The sequence below is a fragment of the Hymenobacter coalescens genome (genome assembly GCF_054783195.1).
Map to the genome: position 1 here is coordinate 83,678 of NZ_BAAGRA010000016.1, position 17,778 is coordinate 101,455.

22 protein-coding genes are annotated in these 17,778 nt (G+C 61.4%); 3 read left to right on the forward strand and 19 right to left on the reverse strand.

Translation table 11 applies throughout. From position 1 onward, the window contains the following. Positions 1 to 25: 25 nt before the first annotated feature. Together nuoL and nuoK are read right to left on the reverse strand one after the other, a co-directional pair. The gene (gene nuoL / locus ACYVKQ_RS11780) at positions 26 to 1,981 is read right to left on the reverse strand and encodes an NADH-quinone oxidoreductase subunit L (RefSeq protein WP_460675533.1); all 1,956 of its coding nucleotides are present in this window, start codon (positions 1,979 to 1,981) and stop codon (positions 26 to 28) included. Positions 1,982 to 2,067: 86 nt separating this feature from the next. Next, positions 2,068 to 2,400, reverse strand: coding sequence for an NADH-quinone oxidoreductase subunit NuoK (nuoK, locus tag ACYVKQ_RS11785; protein ID WP_460675534.1), 333 nt, complete (start codon positions 2,398 to 2,400; stop codon positions 2,068 to 2,070). Between the two features lie 228 nt (positions 2,401 to 2,628). Here nuoK and ACYVKQ_RS11790 point away from each other — a divergent pair, with 228 nt between their 5' ends. Both ACYVKQ_RS11790 and ACYVKQ_RS11795 read left to right on the forward strand, forming a co-directional pair. Continuing rightward, positions 2,629 to 3,231 carry an RNA polymerase sigma factor gene (locus ACYVKQ_RS11790; RefSeq protein WP_460675535.1) on the forward strand — a complete coding sequence of 201 codons (603 nt, stop codon included), beginning with the start codon at positions 2,629 to 2,631 and terminating at the stop codon, positions 3,229 to 3,231. 89 nt (positions 3,232 to 3,320) lie between these two features. Next, positions 3,321 to 3,698 (forward strand): hypothetical protein, encoded by a 378-nt coding sequence (locus ACYVKQ_RS11795; protein WP_460675536.1) that lies wholly within the window; start codon positions 3,321 to 3,323, stop codon positions 3,696 to 3,698. Between the two features lie 65 nt (positions 3,699 to 3,763). Here ACYVKQ_RS11795 and ACYVKQ_RS11800 read toward each other — a convergent pair whose 3' ends face one another. The 12 genes from ACYVKQ_RS11800 to ACYVKQ_RS11855 form a co-directional block, all read right to left on the reverse strand. Continuing rightward, the gene (locus tag ACYVKQ_RS11800; protein WP_460675537.1) at positions 3,764 to 4,075 is read right to left on the reverse strand and encodes a cupin domain-containing protein; all 312 of its coding nucleotides are present in this window, start codon (positions 4,073 to 4,075) and stop codon (positions 3,764 to 3,766) included. A gap of 148 nt (positions 4,076 to 4,223) precedes the next feature. Next, on the reverse strand, positions 4,224 to 4,745 hold the full coding sequence (locus ACYVKQ_RS11805) for an STM3941 family protein (RefSeq protein ID WP_460675538.1): 522 nt from the start codon (positions 4,743 to 4,745) through the stop codon (positions 4,224 to 4,226). A gap of 67 nt (positions 4,746 to 4,812) precedes the next feature. After that, positions 4,813 to 5,325, reverse strand: a complete 513-nt coding sequence (locus ACYVKQ_RS11810; protein ID WP_460675539.1) for an NADH-quinone oxidoreductase subunit J family protein — start codon at positions 5,323 to 5,325, stop codon at positions 4,813 to 4,815. A gap of 53 nt (positions 5,326 to 5,378) precedes the next feature. Beyond that, positions 5,379 to 5,954, reverse strand: a complete 576-nt coding sequence (locus tag ACYVKQ_RS11815; protein ID WP_460675540.1) for a NuoI/complex I 23 kDa subunit family protein — start codon at positions 5,952 to 5,954, stop codon at positions 5,379 to 5,381. 45 nt (positions 5,955 to 5,999) lie between these two features. Next, on the reverse strand, positions 6,000 to 7,070 hold the full coding sequence (gene nuoH, locus ACYVKQ_RS11820) for an NADH-quinone oxidoreductase subunit NuoH (protein ID WP_460675541.1): 1,071 nt from the start codon (positions 7,068 to 7,070) through the stop codon (positions 6,000 to 6,002). 87 nt (positions 7,071 to 7,157) lie between these two features. Then, positions 7,158 to 8,165 (reverse strand): NADH-quinone oxidoreductase subunit G, encoded by a 1,008-nt coding sequence (locus ACYVKQ_RS11825; RefSeq protein WP_460675542.1) that lies wholly within the window; start codon positions 8,163 to 8,165, stop codon positions 7,158 to 7,160. Positions 8,166 to 8,208: 43 nt separating this feature from the next. Continuing rightward, the gene (gene nuoF, locus ACYVKQ_RS11830) at positions 8,209 to 9,552 is read right to left on the reverse strand and encodes an NADH-quinone oxidoreductase subunit NuoF (protein WP_460675543.1); all 1,344 of its coding nucleotides are present in this window, start codon (positions 9,550 to 9,552) and stop codon (positions 8,209 to 8,211) included. Between the two features lie 18 nt (positions 9,553 to 9,570). Beyond that, a complete protein-coding gene (locus tag ACYVKQ_RS11835; protein ID WP_460675544.1) occupies positions 9,571 to 10,137 on the reverse strand; it encodes an NADH-quinone oxidoreductase subunit NuoE family protein in 567 nt (188 codons plus the stop codon). Between the two features lie 10 nt (positions 10,138 to 10,147). Next, positions 10,148 to 11,338 carry an NADH dehydrogenase (quinone) subunit D gene (nuoD, locus tag ACYVKQ_RS11840; protein ID WP_460676075.1) on the reverse strand — a complete coding sequence of 397 codons (1,191 nt, stop codon included), beginning with the start codon at positions 11,336 to 11,338 and terminating at the stop codon, positions 10,148 to 10,150. Between the two features lie 176 nt (positions 11,339 to 11,514). Beyond that, entirely contained in the window at positions 11,515 to 12,084 is a 570-nt protein-coding gene (locus tag ACYVKQ_RS11845; protein WP_460675545.1) for an NADH-quinone oxidoreductase subunit C, read from the reverse strand. Positions 12,085 to 12,177: 93 nt separating this feature from the next. Further along, positions 12,178 to 12,735: an NADH-quinone oxidoreductase subunit B gene (locus ACYVKQ_RS11850; protein ID WP_460675546.1), complete on the reverse strand. Its 558-nt coding sequence runs from the start codon at positions 12,733 to 12,735 to the stop codon at positions 12,178 to 12,180. A gap of 162 nt (positions 12,736 to 12,897) precedes the next feature. After that, positions 12,898 to 13,284: an NADH-quinone oxidoreductase subunit A gene (locus tag ACYVKQ_RS11855; RefSeq protein WP_460675547.1), complete on the reverse strand. Its 387-nt coding sequence runs from the start codon at positions 13,282 to 13,284 to the stop codon at positions 12,898 to 12,900. 198 nt (positions 13,285 to 13,482) lie between these two features. Here ACYVKQ_RS11855 and ACYVKQ_RS11860 point away from each other — a divergent pair, with 198 nt between their 5' ends. Then, positions 13,483 to 14,079 (forward strand): Uma2 family endonuclease, encoded by a 597-nt coding sequence (locus tag ACYVKQ_RS11860; RefSeq protein ID WP_460675548.1) that lies wholly within the window; start codon positions 13,483 to 13,485, stop codon positions 14,077 to 14,079. Between the two features lie 75 nt (positions 14,080 to 14,154). Here ACYVKQ_RS11860 and pruA read toward each other — a convergent pair whose 3' ends face one another. From pruA to ACYVKQ_RS11885, 5 genes are all read right to left on the reverse strand, one after another. Then, a complete protein-coding gene (pruA, locus tag ACYVKQ_RS11865) occupies positions 14,155 to 15,825 on the reverse strand; it encodes an L-glutamate gamma-semialdehyde dehydrogenase (protein WP_460675549.1) in 1,671 nt (556 codons plus the stop codon). A gap of 64 nt (positions 15,826 to 15,889) precedes the next feature. Further along, positions 15,890 to 16,189: a hypothetical protein gene (locus ACYVKQ_RS11870; protein ID WP_460675550.1), complete on the reverse strand. Its 300-nt coding sequence runs from the start codon at positions 16,187 to 16,189 to the stop codon at positions 15,890 to 15,892. Positions 16,190 to 16,248: 59 nt separating this feature from the next. Further along, positions 16,249 to 16,947, reverse strand: coding sequence for a YjjG family noncanonical pyrimidine nucleotidase (locus ACYVKQ_RS11875; protein ID WP_460675551.1), 699 nt, complete (start codon positions 16,945 to 16,947; stop codon positions 16,249 to 16,251). 50 nt (positions 16,948 to 16,997) lie between these two features. Next, a complete protein-coding gene (locus ACYVKQ_RS11880; RefSeq protein WP_460675552.1) occupies positions 16,998 to 17,318 on the reverse strand; it encodes a (2Fe-2S) ferredoxin domain-containing protein in 321 nt (106 codons plus the stop codon). A 5-nt stretch (positions 17,319 to 17,323) separates the two neighbouring features. Further along, positions 17,324 to 17,719, reverse strand: coding sequence for an ArsR/SmtB family transcription factor (locus ACYVKQ_RS11885; RefSeq protein WP_460675553.1), 396 nt, complete (start codon positions 17,717 to 17,719; stop codon positions 17,324 to 17,326). Between the last annotated feature and the right edge of the window lie 59 nt (positions 17,720 to 17,778).

Genomic DNA, 17,778 nt, shown 5'->3' on the forward strand with positions numbered 1-17,778 from the left:
ACCCCAACCGGGGCAGCGCTTCGGGTTAGAGCCGCACGAAATTCAGGGCCAGTACCACCACGATGCCGAGCACCATCAGCAGCAGGTAGGTTTCCACCTTGCCGGTTTGCAGGTTGCGCAGCAGCTGCGAGCCGCCGAACACGCCGCGGCCCACGCCGTTGACGCCCGCGTCCACCACGCGCTTCTCCACGAAGTCGTGCAGGCCGCGCGAGAGGAACATGGAGGGCCGCACGAACAGGGTGTTGTACAGTTCGTCGACGTAGTACTTGTGGTACACCAGGTTTTCGAGGAAGCCGCGCGGCTGCTCGTCCTCGGCCGGGCGGGTGCGGCGCGCCACGTACATGACGTACGCCAGCGCGATGCCCGCCACGCCGGCCGCTACCGAAAGGCCGATGAGCATGTACTCGGTAGCGTGGTCGATTTCACCGCTGAAGGCCGCCGGGTTGATCTGCCGCGAATAGGCAAACAGCGGGGCGAGGAAATCGGCCAGGTAGCCGCGGCCCAGCACCAGCGGGGCGTTCATGAAACCGCCAATGGCTGCTAGCACGGCCAGGATGATGAGCGGCAAGGTCATCGTGGCCGGCGACTCGTGCAGGCGGTGCTTCTGCTCCTCGGTGCCGCGGAACTCGCCGAAGAAGGTCAGGAACAGCAGGCGGAACATGTAGAAGGCCGTCAGGAAGGCCGTCAGCAGGCCGATGGCCCACAGCACTTTGTTGTGCTCGTAGGCGTGGGCCAGGATTTCGTCCTTGGAGAAGAAGCCCGAGAAGGGCGGAATGCCGCTGATGGCAATGCAGCCGATCAGGAACGTGAAGAAGGTCACCGGCAGGGCCTTGCGCAGGCCACCCATGCGGCGGATGTCCTGCTCGTTGCTCATGGCGTGAATCACCGAGCCCGCGCCGAGGAACATCAGGGCCTTGAAGAAGGCGTGGGTGAGCACGTGAAACAGCGAGGAGCTGTACCCCATCACGCCCAGCGCCAGGAACATGTAGCCCAGCTGCGAAACGGTGGAATACGCCAGCACTTTCTTGATGTCGTTTTGGGCCAGGCCGATGGTGGCCGCGAACAGGGCCGTCAGCGCCCCGATCCAGGCCACCACGTCGAGCGTGTCGGGCGAGAGGGTGTAGAGCACGTTGGAGCGCAGCACCATGTAGATGCCGGCCGTCACCATGGTGGCGGCGTGAATCAGCGCCGACACGGGCGTGGGGCCGGCCATGGCGTCGGGCAGCCAGGTGTAGAGCGGCAGCTGGGCCGACTTGCCCATGGCGCCCACGAACAGCAGCAGTGTAATCACCGTGACGATGCCCACCGTGTAGGGGCCAAACTGCCCGGCAGCGGCTTTCTGGAATACCTCCCCGTACTGCACCGACTCGAAAGTCTGGTAGATCAGGAAGATGCCCAGCAGAAAGCCCAGGTCGCCGATGCGGTTGATGATGAAGGCCTTCTTGGCGGCGTTGTTGTAGTTGTGGTTCTGGTTCCAGAAGCCGATGAGCAGGTAGGAGCAGAGCCCCACGCCTTCCCAGCCAATGAACAGAATCACGTAGTTGGCGCCGAGCACCAGCAGCAGCATCGAGAAAACGAACAGGTTCAGGAAGCTGAAGAACTTCCCGACGTTCACGTCGTGGTGCATGTAGCCGATGGAGTACACGTGGATCAGGAAGCCCACGCCCGTCACCAGCAGCAGCATGATCAGGCTGAGCTGGTCGATCTGGTAGGAAAACGGAATGTGCATGGAGCCCACCGAAATCCAGTCGAACAGGTGCACCACGTAGGGCACGGGGTTGGCCTGAAACCGCAGAAACAGCGTTACCGAAATCAGGAACGAGCCCAGCACGGCGGCGCTGCCGATCAGCCCGGCCACCGTGCCCGAAAGCCGGCGGTTGAGCAGGCCGTTGAGCAGGAAACCCAGAAACGGCAGCAGCGGAATGAGAATGTAGAGCAGCGGCGAGCCGCCAAAGACGGCGAGGGGCGCTTGTTCAGCCATATTTTGAATTGTTAAATTGCTGGATGGCTAAATTGCTGTCGTTGAACGACTAACAATTTAACAATGCAGCCATTTAGCCATTTAACTCACCATTTTAACCGGTCGAGCAGGTTGACGTCGGTGTTCTGCGTATTGCGGAAAATCATCACGATAATGCCCAGGCCCACGGCAACTTCGGCGGCGGCTACGGCCATGATGAAAAACACAAAGACCTGCCCGTTCGGATCGGCGCGGTAGGCCGAGAAAGCCGCGAGCAGGACGTTGACGGCGTTGAGCATCAGCTCCACGCACATGAAAATGATGATGGCATTGCGCCGGGTCAGCACCCCCAGTACGCCGATGCTAAACAGCGCCGTGGCGAAGAACACGTAGTACTGCAGCGGGATGGTGCGAATGACTTCCGGTATCGTCTGTTCCATTCAGGACGGGGTAACGGCGGAAAAAAGCCCACAACATACTGGGGCCAATTAGCGGGCAAAGGTAGCCCGAAACTTGGAAAACGCACACGGAAAACTGGCCTTATTGGTCGAGGTCGGACGGGACGGCCGCCCGGTAAACGGGAGCAGGACGGGTCGTTCGCCGCGGGCGGCGAAAATTTTCCCGGGCCGGTAAAGTAATTTGCCGGGGCCTGCGTCTTCCCCAGCAGAATGGAACAGGCACTGACCATACTTCCCCCCAGCGCGGCCATGACCGAGCAAAACGACCGGGTGCAGCAGGCCGTGCGCGAGCAACGGGGCAAGCTGCTCTCGTTCATCCGCCGCCGCATTCCCGACGAGGCCGACGCCGAGGACGTGCTGCAGGACGTGTTCTACGAGCTGGTGCAGAGCTACCGCCTCGTGAAGCCCGTGGAGCAGATGGCCGCCTGGCTGTTCCGGGTGGCCCGCAATAAGATCATCGACCGGTACCGCCGACCCAAAGCCGCTTCGCTGGAAGAAGCTGCGGTCTACCACTCGGCAGCCGACTCGGACGAGCCCCTGCTGCTGGCCGACGTGCTGCCCGCCCCCGACGACTCGACCGAGACGGCCATGGCCCGCGAAACCATCATGGAGGCCATCCTCGACGCCCTCGATGAGCTGCCCCCGGCCCAGCGCCAGGTATTCGTCTGGCACGAGTTCGAAGGCAAGAGCTTCAAGCAGATGGCCGAGGAAACTGGCGTACCGCTCAAAACCCTGATTTCGCGCAAGCACTACGCGGTGTTGCAGCTCCGCACCAAGCTGCAGGCGCTTTACGCCGACCTCTTCCTGGATTAGTTGTCGGATAACTTTTGCCGGTGGTCAGCTCGCTGATACCGCAACGTCCTGACAACGCTACCTTCTGACAACAGACAACTCCCATTCCCATGAACCGCAACTTCTGGCTGCTGCGCGGCTTGCGCTTCCTGCTCGCTATAGTAGCTTTCATTGCCCTGGCTAGCTTCGCCGTCATGGCGCTTTGGAACTGGCTGATGCCCGCCATTTTCGGCCTGCCCATCATCAGCTTCTGGCAAGCCCTGGGCTTGCTGGTGCTCAGCAAAATCCTGTTTGGCGGCTTTCGAGGCGGCGCGGGCGGCGCCTGGCGCGCCAAGGCACAGGAACACTGGCGCCACAAAATGGAGTCGCGCATGCAGGGCATGAGCGAGGAGGAACGCGAGAAATTCCGCCAGAAAATGCGTCGTTGCAGCCCGCCCTGGGCCCGCATGGCCGAGCCGCCAGCCGTTCCATCCACCCAGGCAGAATAAAACCCCGCGCGGCCCCGATTGATCGGGGCCGCGCGGGGTTTTAAGGCCGTCGAAGACCGGTCGGCCTAGCGGAAAATCATCAGCTTGGCATCTTCCAGGCAGCGCAGGGCGTGGGGCGCGCCGGCCGGAATGATGAGGTAGTCGCCGGCCTCGAGCAGGGTATGCGTGCCGCCCAACTCCAGCTCGAGCTGACCCGCCAGGGCCGTCACCAGTACCTCGTCGGCCGAATGGTGCGTGGGCATTACTTCGCCGGCCCGGAAGGTTTTGTAGAGCACTTTCTGCCCGTTGCGGCTGAAGAGCACGAGGCCTTTCTGTTCGCCAACGGGCGCGTGCTGGCCGGCCAGCAGGCTGCCGCTCTGGATCTGAATGGTATTCATGGAATTGACTTTCGGGAGGGAATTGGAATAGACGAAAGTCAGGACTAGCAGCGCAGACAATAATGACTAGGATCAGACTTAAAGCTGACGCTGCTCAGGGGCCAGCAGAACACGCTGGCGCGCTGGGGGATGCACCGGGCGCCGCCTGCTACCCAACGAATGCGCGCAGCAGGTTTTGGCGGGTGGTGGGGGCGGCGTCTTTCAGTAGCAGCACCAACTCCAGGAATTTTGGGGCATCCACGCCCGTAGCACTCAGCGGCAGCGTTAGTTCCTGAAAGCCCATGGCTCGGGACACGCCACCTAGTTGCTGCGCCAGCTTGCCTTTGCGGGTAGAAGGCTCAAAGTCGGGCGGCACTACCAGGCAAAGCAGCTGTTGCTTGTGTACCTCGGCCAGGTACGCATCCTGGATCAGCTCCCAGTTGATGAGCTCCCGGTGCGCCTCCCGGTGGTACAGCCCGATGTTGTTGACGATGAGCAGCGGCCGGCGGTCCAGCAGATTGTAAATGCCCAGCGGGTAGCCCAGGCCGAAAAACAGCACGCTCGCCCAGCCCACCCAGCGCGGTGCATCCGTTTGCAGGAGCAGCCAGATGCCGCCCAGCACGAACACCGAGCACAGCAACATGATCCGGATGGCTTGCCAGCGCGATTTGTAAAGCGTGATTTCCTCCATAGCACTTACAAAAAAAAGCAGCGCCCAATTTATGGGCGCTGCTTTTCGGTTTCCAAACGGAGGCTGCTTAGAAGTTTCGCTCCCCGGTTTCGCGCTTGCCCAGCATCACCGAGCCCACCATGGCTACCAGGAACAGCACCGAAGCCAGCTCGAATGGCAGCAGGTACTGCTGGTAGAGCACCAGGCCCAGGCGGTTGACCATCCCGATCTGCGAGTCGAAAGTAGCCGCGTCGGCGCCCACTGGGTTCACGTTGCGCAGGGCTGCAATGAGGACCAGCAGCAGCAGACCGCCGGCAATGGCGGCGGTGATTTTGGCCAGGCCCGACTTGTGGGGCTCCGTGTCGGCGTTCAGGTTCAGGAACATAATCACGAACAGGAACAGCACCATGATGGCGCCGGCGTACACGATGATGTTCACGGCGGCCAGAAACTGCGCGTTCAGCATCAGGTAGTGCCCCGAAATGGCAAAGAACGTCAGGATCAGGAACAGCACCGAGTGAATCGGGTTCTTGGCAAACACCACGCCCAAGGCGCTGAGCAGCGCCACAAACGTCAGGAAGTAAAATAAGGAGGTACCCATAGGGGAGAAGAGGCGCGGGGCTTCGGTACTAGGAAAACAGGGCCGTCAGGGAATTAAGCATCCATGCCGGCCATGCGGCGGGCCAGGGCTTCGGCCTGCTCGGCCGTGAGCTGAATGCCACGCTTGCTGCGGGCGTTAGGGTCGACGGGCTCCACGAGGCGGTCCTTGCCGTAGATGAACTCGTCGCGCTCGAAGCGGGGCGGGGCCATCTTGTCGGCCTGCAGGTACACCGCCGCTTTCGGGCAGGCTTCTTCGCAGAGGCCGCAGAAGATGCAGCGCAGCATGTTCACTTCGTAGCTGACGGCATACTTTTCCTCGCGGTAAAGGCCTTCCTCACCTTTTTTCCGCTCGCCGGCCACCATGGTAATGGCTTCGGCCGGGCAGGCCACAGCGCAGAGGCCGCAGGCCGTGCACCGCTCCCGGCCCTGCTCGTCGCGCTTGAGCACGTGCAGGCCGCGGAAGGTCGGCGCGATGGGGCGCAGCTCTTCGGGGTAACGGATGGTGGCTTTCTTCGAGAAAAAGTGCTTGAGCGTAATGCCCATGCCCGTCAGCACCGCCGGCAGGTAGGCCCGCTCCATGAAGGTCATGGGCTTCTTCTCGAGGTGCTTTGCTCTATTGGTCAGTCTCATGATGAGGTCGGAAGTAGTGCGCACGTGTTGGTTCGCGCGGCGGACTTAGCCGAAGAGGTAGGGCTTCAGCAGGATGAAAGCGCCGGTCAGCAGGATGTTCAGGATGGCCAGCGGAAACAGCATGGTCCAGCCCAGGCGCATCAACTGGTCGTAGCGGAAGCGCGGCAGCGTCCAGCGCACCCACATGAAGAAGAAGATGAAGAAGAAGATCTTCGCGAACAGCACCACCGTGCCGAGAATGGTCACCATGTTGTGGGCAAACAGCTCGCCCTGCGACGACGTCAGCGCGTTGCGCAGCAGGTGCTCCCCCGGGAAGCTGAAGCCGCCGAAGTACAGCGTGCTCATCACGGCCGAAGCCACGAACACGTTGATGTACTCGGCAAAGAGGTAGAGGCCCATCTTCATCGAGGAATACTCGGTGTGGTAGCCGCCCACCAGCTCGGTTTCGCACTCGGGCAGGTCAAAGGGCGTGCGGTTCGTTTCGGCGAAGGCGCACACGCAGAAGATGATGAAGCCCAGCGGCTGGTACACGATGTTCCAGAGGCCGCTGTACTGCTGCAGGGCAATTTCGCGCAGGCTCAGCGTACCGGTCACCATCAGCAGGGCAATCAGCGCCATGCCCATGGCCAGCTCGTAGCTCACGGCCTGCGCAGCGGCGCGCACGGCGCCGAGCAGGGAGAACTTGTTGTTGGAGGCCCAGCCCCCAATCATCAGCCCGTACACGCCCAGCGACACGACGCCGAACACGTAGAGCATGCCAATGTTGACCTCAATGGCCTGCAGGCGGATAGCCGTACCGTCGCCCAGCAGGATGGTGTTGCCGAAGGGAATGACGGCCGAGGCCATCAGGGCCGTGGTCATGGCCAGGCAGGGCCCGAAGATGAACAGGCCGCGGTTGGAGCCGGCGGGGAAGAACTCTTCCTTGGTGAACAGCTTCACGGCGTCGGCCAGGGGCTGCAGCAGGCCGTAAGGGCCGGCGCGGTCCGGGCCCACGCGGTCTTGCAGGAAGGCCGCCACCACGCGCTCGGCGTAGGTGGAGTAGGTCGCAATCAGCAGCGTGATGCCGAAGACAGCCAGAATAACGAGGCCTTGCCAGGCCAGGGCGGGAATTTCCATGTAGTTGTCAGTTGCGAGTTGTCCGTTGTCAGTCAGTTGCTGGAGCCATCAGAACGGGTCTGACAACTAGCAACCGACAACTGACAACTATCTGCCTAACTTCAGCGGCGGGTTGTTTTCCAGGTCGCGGACCGAGCTTTCGGGCAGGTCGGCAATGACTTGCGGGTTAACCACCGGTAGCTCGTAGTGGTTGGCCGAAATGACCGAGGTGCGCTGAATGTGCGAGGGTCCCTCGATGGTCCAGTCCGAGGTTTCCTTTTTCTCGAAGCGGCAGGTATTGCAGATCCACTCCTTCACCTCGCCGTACTCGTCCTTGCGGGCCGTGACGCGCAGCACGTCCTTGCCTTTGTACCAGAGCACCACGTTGCCCGCGCACTTCGGATTTTCGCAGTTGCGGTGGGCGTTTACCGGCTTGGTAAACCACACGCGCTGCTTGAAGCGCCACGTTTTATCGGTCAGGGCGCCCACCGGGCACACGTCGATGACGTTGCCGGAGAAGTCCTGGTCGATGATGTTGTCGATGTAGGTGCCGATTTCGGCGGCGTCGCCGCGGCCCAGCACGCCGTGCACGCGGCGCTCCGTGAGCTGATCCGCCGTGTACACGCAGCGGTAGCACAGGATGCAGCGCGTCATATGCAGCTGGATGTAGGGGCCGATGTCGATTTTCTCGAAGGTGCGGCGCTCCTCTTCGTAGCGGGTGGTGGCCACGCCGTGCTCGAAGGCGAAGTTCTGCAGGTCGCACTCGCCGGCCTGGTCGCAAACCGGGCAGTCGAGCGGGTGGTTGATGAGCAGCATCTCCACGATGCCTTTGCGCACGTCGAGCACCGACTGGTTGGTGGTGTTTTCCACCACCATGCCGTCCTGCACCGTGGTGATGCACGAGGGCACCAGCTTGGGCATAGGGCGCGGGTCCTTGGCCGAGCCGGCTGCCACCTTCACCAAGCAGGCGCGGCACTTGCCGCCCGTGCCCTTGATGGGGGTGTAGTAGCACATGGCCGGCGGCACGATGTTGCCCCCAATTTTGCGGGCTGCATTCAGGATAGTGGTACCGTCCGGTACTTCTACCTCAATGCCGTCGAAGGTTATTTTAGCCATTTTCAGAACTCCCGATAGGGGAGCGAAAAGTTCTACAGTAAAGTTAAACCGCTACCGCCGCTTTCGACGAGTAGTAGGCGCCGGGGCGGGTGGCTTCGGCGGGGTTGGTCACGTGCCACTCGAACTCGTGGCGGAAGTGGCGCACGGCGGCGGCTACCGGCCAGGCGGCGGCTTCGCCGAGCGGGCAGATGGTGTTGCCCTCGATTTGCTTGGCCACGCTTACCAGCAGGTCGATGTCGTGCATGTGGCCGTGGCCGTGCTCGAGGCGGTGCAGCACCTTTTCCAGCCAGCCCGTGCCCTCGCGGCAGGGCGAGCATTGCCCGCACGACTCGTGGTGGTAGAAGCGCGAAAAGCTCCAGGTGTTGCGCACGATGCAGGTCGTCTCGTCCATGGCGATGAAGCCGCCCGAGCCCAGCATGGTGCCGGTCACGAAGCCCCCGTCGGACAGGGACTCGTAGGTCATCAGGCGCGACTCACCGGCGGCCGTTTTCAGGATCAGCTCCTTGGGCAGAATCGGCACTGACGAACCGCCGGCCACTACGGCCTTCAGGTCGCGGCCCTTCCAGATGCCGCCGCAGTACTCGTCGGAGTAGATAAACTCCTCCACGGGCACGCCCAGCTCGATTTCGTAGATGCCGGGCTTGTTGAGGTGGCCGCAGGCCGAAATCAGCTTGGTGCCGGTGCTCTTGCCCACGCCCAGCTTGGCGTATTCCTCGCCGCCGTCGTTGACAATCGGCACGACTGCCGCAATGGATTCCACGTTGTTCACTACCGTCGGGCGGGCGTAGAGGCCCTGCACGGCCGGGAACGGGGGCTTGTTGCGCGGGTTGCCGCGCTTGCCTTCCAGCGACTCCAGCAGAGCGGTTTCCTCACCGCAGATGTAGGCGCCGCCGCCGGGGTGCACGTGCAAGTCCAGGTCGTAGCCCGAGCCCAGGATGTTCTTGCCCAGGAAGCCGTTGGCGTAGGCCTCGGCAATGGCTTTTTCCAGGATGCGCAGCACGTACAACAGCTCCCCGCGGATGTAGATGTACGAGGTGTTGGCGCCCAGCGCGTACGAGCTCGTAATCATGCCCTCGATGAGCAGGTGCGGCAGCTTCGACATCAGGTGGCGGTCCTTGAAAGTACCGGGCTCCGATTCGTCGGCGTTGCACACTAGGTGGCGCGGCACGCCTTCCGGCTTGGCCAGGAAGCTCCACTTCATGCCCGTGGGGAAGCCGGCGCCGCCGCGGCCGCGCAGGCCCGACTTCTTCACCTCTTCCACCACTTCGTCGGGGGTCATCGTCTTCAGGGCCTTCTCCACCGAGCGGTAGCCGCCGTGTTTGCGGTATACCTCGAAGGAGTCGATGCCGGGGACGTTAATATGTTCGGTCAGTAGCTTGCGGCCCATGACGGTCTATACTTGAGGTTATTGTTGGGTGTGCTGCAGGCCGGTCTGCTCCCAGGGCAGCAGCGGGCGGTGCACCAGGTTGCGAAGCTCCGAGAGCATGGCGTCCACCGCTTCCGGCGTATCCAGCTGCTCGTAGTACTTCTCGCGCACCTGCACGATGGGCGCCGTGCCGCAGGCGGCCAGGCACTCCACTTCTTTCAGGGTAAACAGGCCGTCGGGCGAGGTGCCGCCAACCTTGGCGCCGGTGATGCGCTCCAGCTGGGCCGTCAGCTCATCCGAGCCGCGCAGCATGCAGGGGCCGGTGCGGCAGATTTCCAGCACGTGCTTGCCCACCGGCTTGAGGTTGAACATGGTGTAGAACGAGGACACCTCATAGACCTCGATGGGCAGGATGCCGATGGTTTCGGCCACCAGATCCTGCACCTCGGGGCTTACCCAGCCGCCAAACTCCGCCTGCGCAATGTGCAGCAGCGGGAGCAGGGCCGACTTGCGGCGCTCGGCGGGGTAGTGCGTAAACAGGCGGGCAATTTCGGCCTTGGCGGCTTCGGAGAATTGCGGCTTTACGGGCGCGGTTGTCGATTCCATAAGCGCAGGGTTAAGCGTCCAGCTCGCCAGCAATGACGTTCATGGAGCTCAGGGTAATGATGGCGTCGGAGAGGGTCGAGCCTACCACCATTTCGGGGTAAGCCTGGTAGTAGATGTAGCAGGGCCGGCGGAAGTGCAGGCGGTAGGGCGTGCGCCCGCCGTCCGAAATCAGGTAGAAGCCCAACTCGCCGTTGCCGCCTTCCACGGAGTGATACACCTCGCCCGCCGGGGCGTCGATTTCGCCCATGATGATTTTGAAGTGGTAGATCAAAGCCTCCATGTTGCGGTACACTTCCTGCTTGGGGGGCAGGTAGTAGTGCGGAGCATCGGCGTGGTAGGGGCCTTCCGGCAGGTTTTCGAGGGCCTGGTTGATGATGCGCAGGCTCTGCCAGATTTCCTCGTTGCGCACCAGGTACCGGTCGTAGGTGTCGCCGTTGGTGCCCACCGGAATTTCGAAGTCGAAGTCCTGGTACGAGGAGTAGGGGTTCATCACCCGCACGTCGTAGTCGACGCCGGCGGCGCGCAGGTTGGGGCCGGTGAAGCCGTAGTTCAGGGCGCGCTCCGCGGTAATCGGACCCACATTGATGGTGCGGTCCATGAAGATGCGGTTGCGGTCGAACAGGTTCTGGAACTCGCGCATCACCGCCGGGAAGCGCTTCAGCCAGGTACGCAGCTTCTCGATGGCCACCGGCGAGAGGTCCCGCTCCATGCCGCCCACGCGGCCCATGTTGGTCGTGAGGCGCGAGCCGCAGACCTCCTCGTAGATTTCGTAGATGTTTTCGCGCTCCTCAAACAGGTAGAGGAAGCCCGAAAACGCGCCGGTGTCCACGCCCAGAATGCCGTTGCAGACCAGGTGGTCGGCAATGCGGGCCAGCTCCATCATGATGACGCGGATGTACTGGGCACGCTTGGGCACCTCGATGCCCAGCAGCTTTTCCACCGTCATGTGCCAGCCCATGTTGTTGATGGGGCTGGAGCAGTAGTTCATCCGGTCCGTCAGCGGCGTAATCTGGTAGAAGGGGCGCCGCTCGGCAATCTTCTCGAATGCCCGGTGGATGTAGCCGATGGTGGGCACGCCGGAAATGATTTTCTCGCCATCCATTTGCAGGATGTTCTGGAAAATGCCGTGCGTGGCCGGGTGGGTCGGCCCGAGGTTGAGCGTGGTGAGCTCCTGGCCGAAGTCTTCGGTTTTGGTCACCATCACGCCGCGCTGCTGTTGGGCAGCCTCGTGGTGTATATGTCCCGTCGCGGTAAGGGCGTCGTTCGTTGCCATGTTGAGTGGTAGTTGGTAGTTGGTATTAAGTATTAGGATGAGGTTGGCCGGGCGTTTGAAAACTCTGTCCGACTACCAACTACCTAATACCTACTACTCAAAATCTATCGGCCGAAGAACAGGTCGGTTTTGTCTTCACGGGTGCCGTCTTCCAGCGGGTACTCCTTGCGCATGGGGTGGTAGTCCATGTCCTCCACATTCAGGATGCGGATGAGGTTGGGGTGCCCGGTGAAGATGATGCCGTAGAAGTCGAAGGCTTCGCGCTCCATCCAGTTGGCGGTGGCGTACACGTCCGTGAGGGTGGGCACGACCGGGTCCTGGATGGGGAAGAAAATTTTCAGGCGCAGCCGGATGTTGTTCACGAGGCTGTGCAGCTGGTAGACCACGCTCAACTCCTTGCCCTCGTTTTCGGGCCAGTGCACGCCGCACATGGTGGTCAGGAAATTCAGCTGCAGCTGCTCCTCGCCGTGGAGCACGTCGATGATTTCGTGAATCTTCTCGCGGCTGACGGTGGCCGTGAGCAGGCCGTATTGCTCTCCCACGTCCGAAAACGTGTCGGCGCCGAACAGCTCCTGCAGCCGAGCGAGGATTTGCTCGTTGCTGATGGCCGCGTGGGCTTTCACATAGTCAGCCGCCTTTTTCTGAGCTGCCGGCGAGGTGTTGAGGTCAGTCATATTCGGGTATTAGGCAATGGGTAGTAGGTAGTAGGACAAAACTGCCGGGCCGGTGCCCATTGACAAATCCAACTACCTACCACCTACTACCGACTACTTAATGTTGTAGGACTCGAGCAGCGCCTGGTACTCGGGCGAGTTGCGGCGGCGAATCGACTCGTTTTTGGCCAGATCCTGCACGCGCATCAGGCCCTCCAGCACCTGCTCGGGGCGGGGCGGGCAGCCGGGCACGTACACGTCGACCGGGATGATGCGGTCGATGCCCTGCAGCACGGAGTAGCTATCGAAGATGCCGCCCGAGCAGGCGCAGGCACCCATGGCCAGCACCCAGCGGGGCTCGGCCATCTGTTCGTACACCTGCTTCACGATGGGAGCCATCTTTTTGGCGATGGTGCCCATTACCATCAGCAGGTCGGCCTGCCGGGGCGAAAACGACGGACGCTCCGAGCCGAAGCGCGAAATGTCGTAGTGGGCGCCCATGGTGGCCATGAACTCGATGCCGCAGCAGGAGGTGGCGAAGGGCAGGGGCCACAGGGAGTTGGCGCGGGCAATGCCCACCACCTTGTCCAGCGACGTGGCGAAGAAACCGGCGCCTTCGATGCCTTCGGGCGCGGCTACGGTCTTGATTTCAGGAACGCGGATATCACTCATGAGGAATGGTCTCTGGTTGGGGAAGTAAGCGCGGCGGCAACTCCACCTTTCCGAACATCGACCCGGAAATAAAGGTTTGCCAGCGGTTTTAGAACTAAGAGACTAGAACTCAGAGAAGCTGCTTTTCAGCTTTGGTTCCAGCCTCGGGGCTCTAAACCCAGCTTAGTTCTGCCACTTCAGGATGCCCTTCTTGATGATGTAGAGGAAGCCGGCCAGCAGCAGGCCCATGAACATCAGCATCTCGACGAAGCCGAACATGCCCAGCTCGCGGAAATTCACGGCCCAGGGGTACATGAAAATGACCTCCACGTCGAAGAGCACGAAGAGGATGGCCGTCAGGAAGTACTTCACCGAAATCGGGGTGCGGGCGTTGCCCACTGACTCGATACCGCACTCGAACGACGAGTCTTTCACCTTGGAGTGGCGCTTCGGGCCGATAAGGTGCGAAGCCACCATGGAGAAGGCGACGAAGGCCAGGGCGAGGCCAAACTGAATTAGAATCGGCAGATAATCGGCCGGTTGGTAAGCAGCGGTGGTGGCTAACAGCATGACAGAAGAGTGGAAAGTGCTGTTGAAAAAAGGCATTGGCGGCAAAGGTAGGACGAAAACCGGGGGGGTGCAACGAATCCCAGAGGTAGCGCGGCGTATCTTTGGAGAAACTGCGCGGCGGGGTGACTGACGACACCAAACATTAACGAATGACGCCAGTTTGCGAACCTCTGCCATCCTTTCAACCTCTCCCGGGCTATGGCTCATCCTCAACCTGATAAGCGTATTTATACGGTAGAAGAATACTTGGCGCTGGAAGAGGTGTCGGAGGTGCGGCACGAGTATTACCGGGGCGAAATATTCGCCATGTCCGGGGCTTCGCTGCCGCACAACCGGGTGCTGGGCAACAGTTACATGGCGCTGATGAACCGGCTGAATCCGGACGTCTGCGAGGCGTTTATCGACGGCGCCTTGGTCGAAATCAGTTCCGAATGCTATCTATATCCCGATGTAATAGTATCCTGCCACGATGAAGACTTGGCCTCGGACCGCATCCTGCGCCACCCGTCGGTCATCATCGAGGTTCTTTCGCCCAAAACGGCCGACTACGACCGCACCAGCAAGCTGCGGCTATACCAACGGCTGCCGTCGCTGCAGCATTACGTGCTGATCCGGCAGGATTACTGCTGGGTAGACTGTCTGACGCGGGCGGCCGACGAATGGAGCCTGCGCGTGTATGACTCGCTGACGGATGAGCTGGAATTGTCGACGTTGGGCATCACGCTGCCGCTGGCTGAACTTTACAAGCGGGTGAAGCTGCAAAAGCCACCGCAGCTTAGCCCCGATATCCGGTAGATCCGACAAACGATACAACAAAAAAAGCCACCCCGGTTACCCGGAGCGGCTTTCCTTTTCTACCAGCCAGGGGGCTTAGAAGCCGCCCTTGCCGGTCACGTTCAAATCCTCGTGGTTGTCCACGCCCAGGAAGGGGTAGCGGTAATCCACGGGCGGCACGAAGGTTTCCTTGATGGTGCGCGGCGACACCCAGCGCAGCAGGTTCAGGATGGAGCCGGCCTTGTCGTTGGTGCCGGAGGCGCGGGCCCCGCCGAAGGGCTGCTGGCCCACCACGGCGCCGGTGGGCTTGTCGTTGATGTAGAAGTTGCCGGCCGCGTGCACCAGCTTGCGGGTAGCCAGGTCCACGGCGTAGCGGTCCTTGGCGAAGATGGCGCCCGTGAGGGCGTAGGGCGAGGTACCATCCACCAGCTCCAGAGTCTTCTCGAATTGCTGCGAATCGTACACGTGCAGCGTCAGCACCGGGCCGAACAGCTCCTCGCACATGGTCACGTACTGCGGGTCTTGGGCTACGAGGATGGTCGGCTCGATGAAGTAGCCTTTCGACTTATCGTAGCCACCACCGGCCAGGATTTCCACGCCCTCGTCGTTTTTGGCGTTGTCGAGGTACTTGGCCAGCTTATCAAACGAAGCCTCGCTGATAACGGCGTTGATGAAGTTCGAGAAGTCCTCCACGTCGCCCATCTTAAAGGACTTCAGGTCCTCGATGAGGTACTGGCGCACTTCGTCCCACAGGTTCGAGGGAATGTAAGCGCGCGAGGCGGCCGAGCACTTCTGCCCCTGGAACTCAAAAGCCCCGCGGGTAATGGCCGTAGCTACTTCCTTGGCGTTGGCCGAATGGTGGGCCAGGATGAAGTCTTTGCCGCCGGTTTCGCCCACCACGCGCGGGTAAGCCTTGTAGCGCGACACGTTCTCACCAATGGTCTTCCAGATGTTGTTAAAGACGCCCGTCGAGCCGGTGAAGTGGATGCCGGCGAAGTCGCGGTGCTTCAGGATGACGTCGCCGGCGGTGGGGCCGTCTACGTACACCAGGTTGATGACGCCGTCGGGCACGCCGGCGTCCTGGAACAGCTCCATCAGCACCTGGGCCGAGTAAATCTGGGTGTTGGCGGGCTTCCACACCACCACATTGCCCATCATGGCGGGCGCGGAGGGCAGGTTGCCGGCAATGGAGGTGAAGTTGAACGGCGTCAGCGCGAACAGGAAGCCTTCCAGCGGGCGGTGCTCCAGGCGGTTCCACATGCCGGGTGCGGACTCGGGCTGCTGCTGGTAGATCTGCTGCATGAAGTGCACGTTGAACCGGAAGAAGTCGATCAGCTCGCAGGCCGCGTCGATTTCGGCCTGGAAGGCATTCTTGCTCTGCCCCAGCATGGTAGCCGCGTTCAGCTTGGCGCGGTAGGGGCCGGCCAGCAGCTCGGCGGCTTTCAGGAAGATGGCGGCGCGCTCCTGCCAGGGCAGCTCGACCCACAGGGGGCGGGCGGCCAGGGCCGCGTCGATAGCCTGCTGCACGTGCTCGGCGGTACCGAGGTGGAAGTGGCCGAGGGTGTGCTTATGGTCGTGGGGCGGGCTGATGCGCTGGGTGTTGCCCGTGCGCACTTCCTGACCACCGATGTACATGGGAATGTCGCGCTCCTGCTTCTTGAGCTCCTTGAGCATGGCCTTGAGCTCGGCGCGCTCGGGGGAGCCGGGGGCGTAGCCCTTCACGGGTTCATTCTTGGGGGCGGGGACGTTGAAAAAGCCGTTGGCCATAGCGGGGAATGTCGATGGTTCGCGTTGAGGGGGTAAAGGTAAAAGAATGGATTGTGCAACGTGGCTACAAAGGGTAATCCGCACGCCAAGGTGCATCAAATAGGGCGGGAGTCACAGCAAGCTTTTCCAGCAAGGCATCCAACTCGGCGATGCTGTTGAGATAATAACGCCGTCGGCTGGTCATAATCAGGTCTTCGTCGCCTTCGTACTCGGCCATTTCTGCCGTCGGCAATTCGAAATCATAGACCGCAAACAAGTAGGGCTCCGTGTTGACGGGCGACTCTTGATAAGGATAGATGCACACCCAGCGTCGTAGGTCAGGCGCAGAAGCCTCCGCTTCAGCGGCAACATGTTGTTGCCGCATGGTCACGCGGTTCTATGCTTTCAGCTTGCTACCACGCGGCGTGGCGCTTGCTGATTCCATTACAAAAAGCCCTTCAACTCGCTCAAACAGCTAATTTCGTAGGTCACCTCAGCCGTGTGGCGGCGCTGGGCGGGGTTGAAGTATACCTGGTCGATGCCGGCGTTGTAGGCGCCCAGCACGTCGCATTCGAGGTTGTCGCCGATCATCAGGCTTTCCCGGGCGGTGGTGCCGGCCCGCTCCAGGGCGTGCTCGAAGATGCGGCGGTCGGGTTTCAGGCAGCCGCTGCACTCACTGGTCACGATTTCCCGGAAGTAGGGCGTGAGCCGCGAGGAGTCGAGCTTCACGTGCTGAATATCCCGGAAGCCGTTGGTAATCAGGTGCAGCGCGTAGCCGCGGCCTTGCAGGTAATCCAGCACCTCGTAGGTGAAGGGAAATACCGCCGACTTCTGCGGCAGAATGTCGGTGAAGTCGCGGCTGATGGTGGCCGGCACCTCTTCTTCGGGCACGCCGAACTTGGCCAGGGTGCGCACAAACCGCACGTTACGCAGCTGGTGCTGGTCGATTTTGCCGCCCTGGTACAGGCGCCACAGCGCGTGGTTGATTTCGCTGTAGCGACTGATGAACTCGTCCGCCGTGAACGTGCCGAAGCGGCCCAGCGCGTGGTGCTCGTAGAGGTGACGCAGCGTCTCGTCGGCGTTGCGCTCAAAGTCCCACAGCGTGTGGTCGAGGTCAAAAAAGAGGTGGCGGTAAGCTTTCAATGAACAAGGATCAAGGAGCAATGAATAATTTCGGGCAGGCGGTGGACGGGCTAGGGCTCAAAGGTTAACCGCTTCACTGGCTTGTTGTTGCCCAGGTGTTCGGCCACGATGGCGTCGGCGTCTTTGGGCTGCACGTCGCCGTACCAGATGCCCTCGGGGTACACCACCAGGGCCGCACCGGGGCCTTTCTTGCAGTGCTTGCACACGTCGAGGCAGCCCACGGTCTGCACCCGGTTCTTGCGCTTTTTGCCGCCGAGCAGCAGGCTTTTCAGGTCCTGCTTCTTCAGCTCTTTCTTGATGGCTTTGGCCACGTCCTTGCCGACGTCGCTTTTTTGGTTGGTGCAAACGAACAGGTGGTGCTGGTACTTCATGGGCTTCAGGGGCGCGGCGTGCCGGTCCAGTGGCGGTTTTGCAGCTTGTACGCGGCCAGCTCCCGATTCGACCAGAGCGTCTGGTAGGTTTTCTGGTCCTGCACCAGCTGCGCGTCGCGCTCCATGTAGCCCAGATGCTGCTGCAGCAGCTCGGCAAACTCCTCCTTGATGAAATAAAACATCCAGTTGTCGAGCCGGCGGAAATTGACCAGGCCGGCGTTTTTCAGGTAGCCCAGCTGCCGGCTGACCTTGGTCTGGGTGAAATCCAGCACCTGCTCGAGGTCGGAAATGCACATTTCCTGGTTGCGCCACAGCAAATGCAGGATGCGCACCCGCGACTCGTCGCCCAGGGCTTTGTATAAGCTGAGGCCGAATGCAACGGAAAAGTGTTTGAGGCGCATCTTTTGACTAGCCGCCGGGTTCTATAGCCGGCGGCCCTTGGCGACGAAGGTACGCCGAG

What these genes read in the sequence shown, in the direction of transcription:
- nuoL (WP_460675533.1), bottom strand. Translation starts at nt 1,981, where the DNA reads ATGGCTGAACAAGCGCCCCTCGCCGTCTTTGGCGGCTCGCCGCTGCTC.
- nuoK (WP_460675534.1), bottom strand. Translation starts at nt 2,400, where the DNA reads ATGGAACAGACGATACCGGAAGTCATTCGCACCATCCCGCTGCAGTAC.
- ACYVKQ_RS11790 (WP_460675535.1), top strand. Translation starts at nt 2,629, where the DNA reads ATGGAACAGGCACTGACCATACTTCCCCCCAGCGCGGCCATGACCGAG.
- ACYVKQ_RS11795 (WP_460675536.1), top strand. Translation starts at nt 3,321, where the DNA reads ATGAACCGCAACTTCTGGCTGCTGCGCGGCTTGCGCTTCCTGCTCGCT.
- ACYVKQ_RS11800 (WP_460675537.1), bottom strand. Translation starts at nt 4,075, where the DNA reads ATGAATACCATTCAGATCCAGAGCGGCAGCCTGCTGGCCGGCCAGCAC.
- ACYVKQ_RS11805 (WP_460675538.1), bottom strand. Translation starts at nt 4,745, where the DNA reads ATGGAGGAAATCACGCTTTACAAATCGCGCTGGCAAGCCATCCGGATC.
- ACYVKQ_RS11810 (WP_460675539.1), bottom strand. Translation starts at nt 5,325, where the DNA reads ATGGGTACCTCCTTATTTTACTTCCTGACGTTTGTGGCGCTGCTCAGC.
- ACYVKQ_RS11815 (WP_460675540.1), bottom strand. Translation starts at nt 5,954, where the DNA reads ATGAGACTGACCAATAGAGCAAAGCACCTCGAGAAGAAGCCCATGACC.
- nuoH (WP_460675541.1), bottom strand. Translation starts at nt 7,070, where the DNA reads ATGGAAATTCCCGCCCTGGCCTGGCAAGGCCTCGTTATTCTGGCTGTC.
- ACYVKQ_RS11825 (WP_460675542.1), bottom strand. Translation starts at nt 8,165, where the DNA reads ATGGCTAAAATAACCTTCGACGGCATTGAGGTAGAAGTACCGGACGGT.
- nuoF (WP_460675543.1), bottom strand. Translation starts at nt 9,552, where the DNA reads ATGGGCCGCAAGCTACTGACCGAACATATTAACGTCCCCGGCATCGAC.
- ACYVKQ_RS11835 (WP_460675544.1), bottom strand. Translation starts at nt 10,137, where the DNA reads ATGGAATCGACAACCGCGCCCGTAAAGCCGCAATTCTCCGAAGCCGCC.
- nuoD (WP_460676075.1), bottom strand. Translation starts at nt 11,338, where the DNA reads ATGGTGACCAAAACCGAAGACTTCGGCCAGGAGCTCACCACGCTCAAC.
- ACYVKQ_RS11845 (WP_460675545.1), bottom strand. Translation starts at nt 12,084, where the DNA reads ATGACTGACCTCAACACCTCGCCGGCAGCTCAGAAAAAGGCGGCTGAC.
- ACYVKQ_RS11850 (WP_460675546.1), bottom strand. Translation starts at nt 12,735, where the DNA reads ATGAGTGATATCCGCGTTCCTGAAATCAAGACCGTAGCCGCGCCCGAA.
- ACYVKQ_RS11855 (WP_460675547.1), bottom strand. Translation starts at nt 13,284, where the DNA reads ATGCTGTTAGCCACCACCGCTGCTTACCAACCGGCCGATTATCTGCCG.
- ACYVKQ_RS11860 (WP_460675548.1), top strand. Translation starts at nt 13,483, where the DNA reads ATGGCTCATCCTCAACCTGATAAGCGTATTTATACGGTAGAAGAATAC.
- pruA (WP_460675549.1), bottom strand. Translation starts at nt 15,825, where the DNA reads ATGGCCAACGGCTTTTTCAACGTCCCCGCCCCCAAGAATGAACCCGTG.
- ACYVKQ_RS11870 (WP_460675550.1), bottom strand. Translation starts at nt 16,189, where the DNA reads ATGCGGCAACAACATGTTGCCGCTGAAGCGGAGGCTTCTGCGCCTGAC.
- ACYVKQ_RS11880 (WP_460675552.1), bottom strand. Translation starts at nt 17,318, where the DNA reads ATGAAGTACCAGCACCACCTGTTCGTTTGCACCAACCAAAAAAGCGAC.
- ACYVKQ_RS11885 (WP_460675553.1), bottom strand. Translation starts at nt 17,719, where the DNA reads ATGCGCCTCAAACACTTTTCCGTTGCATTCGGCCTCAGCTTATACAAA.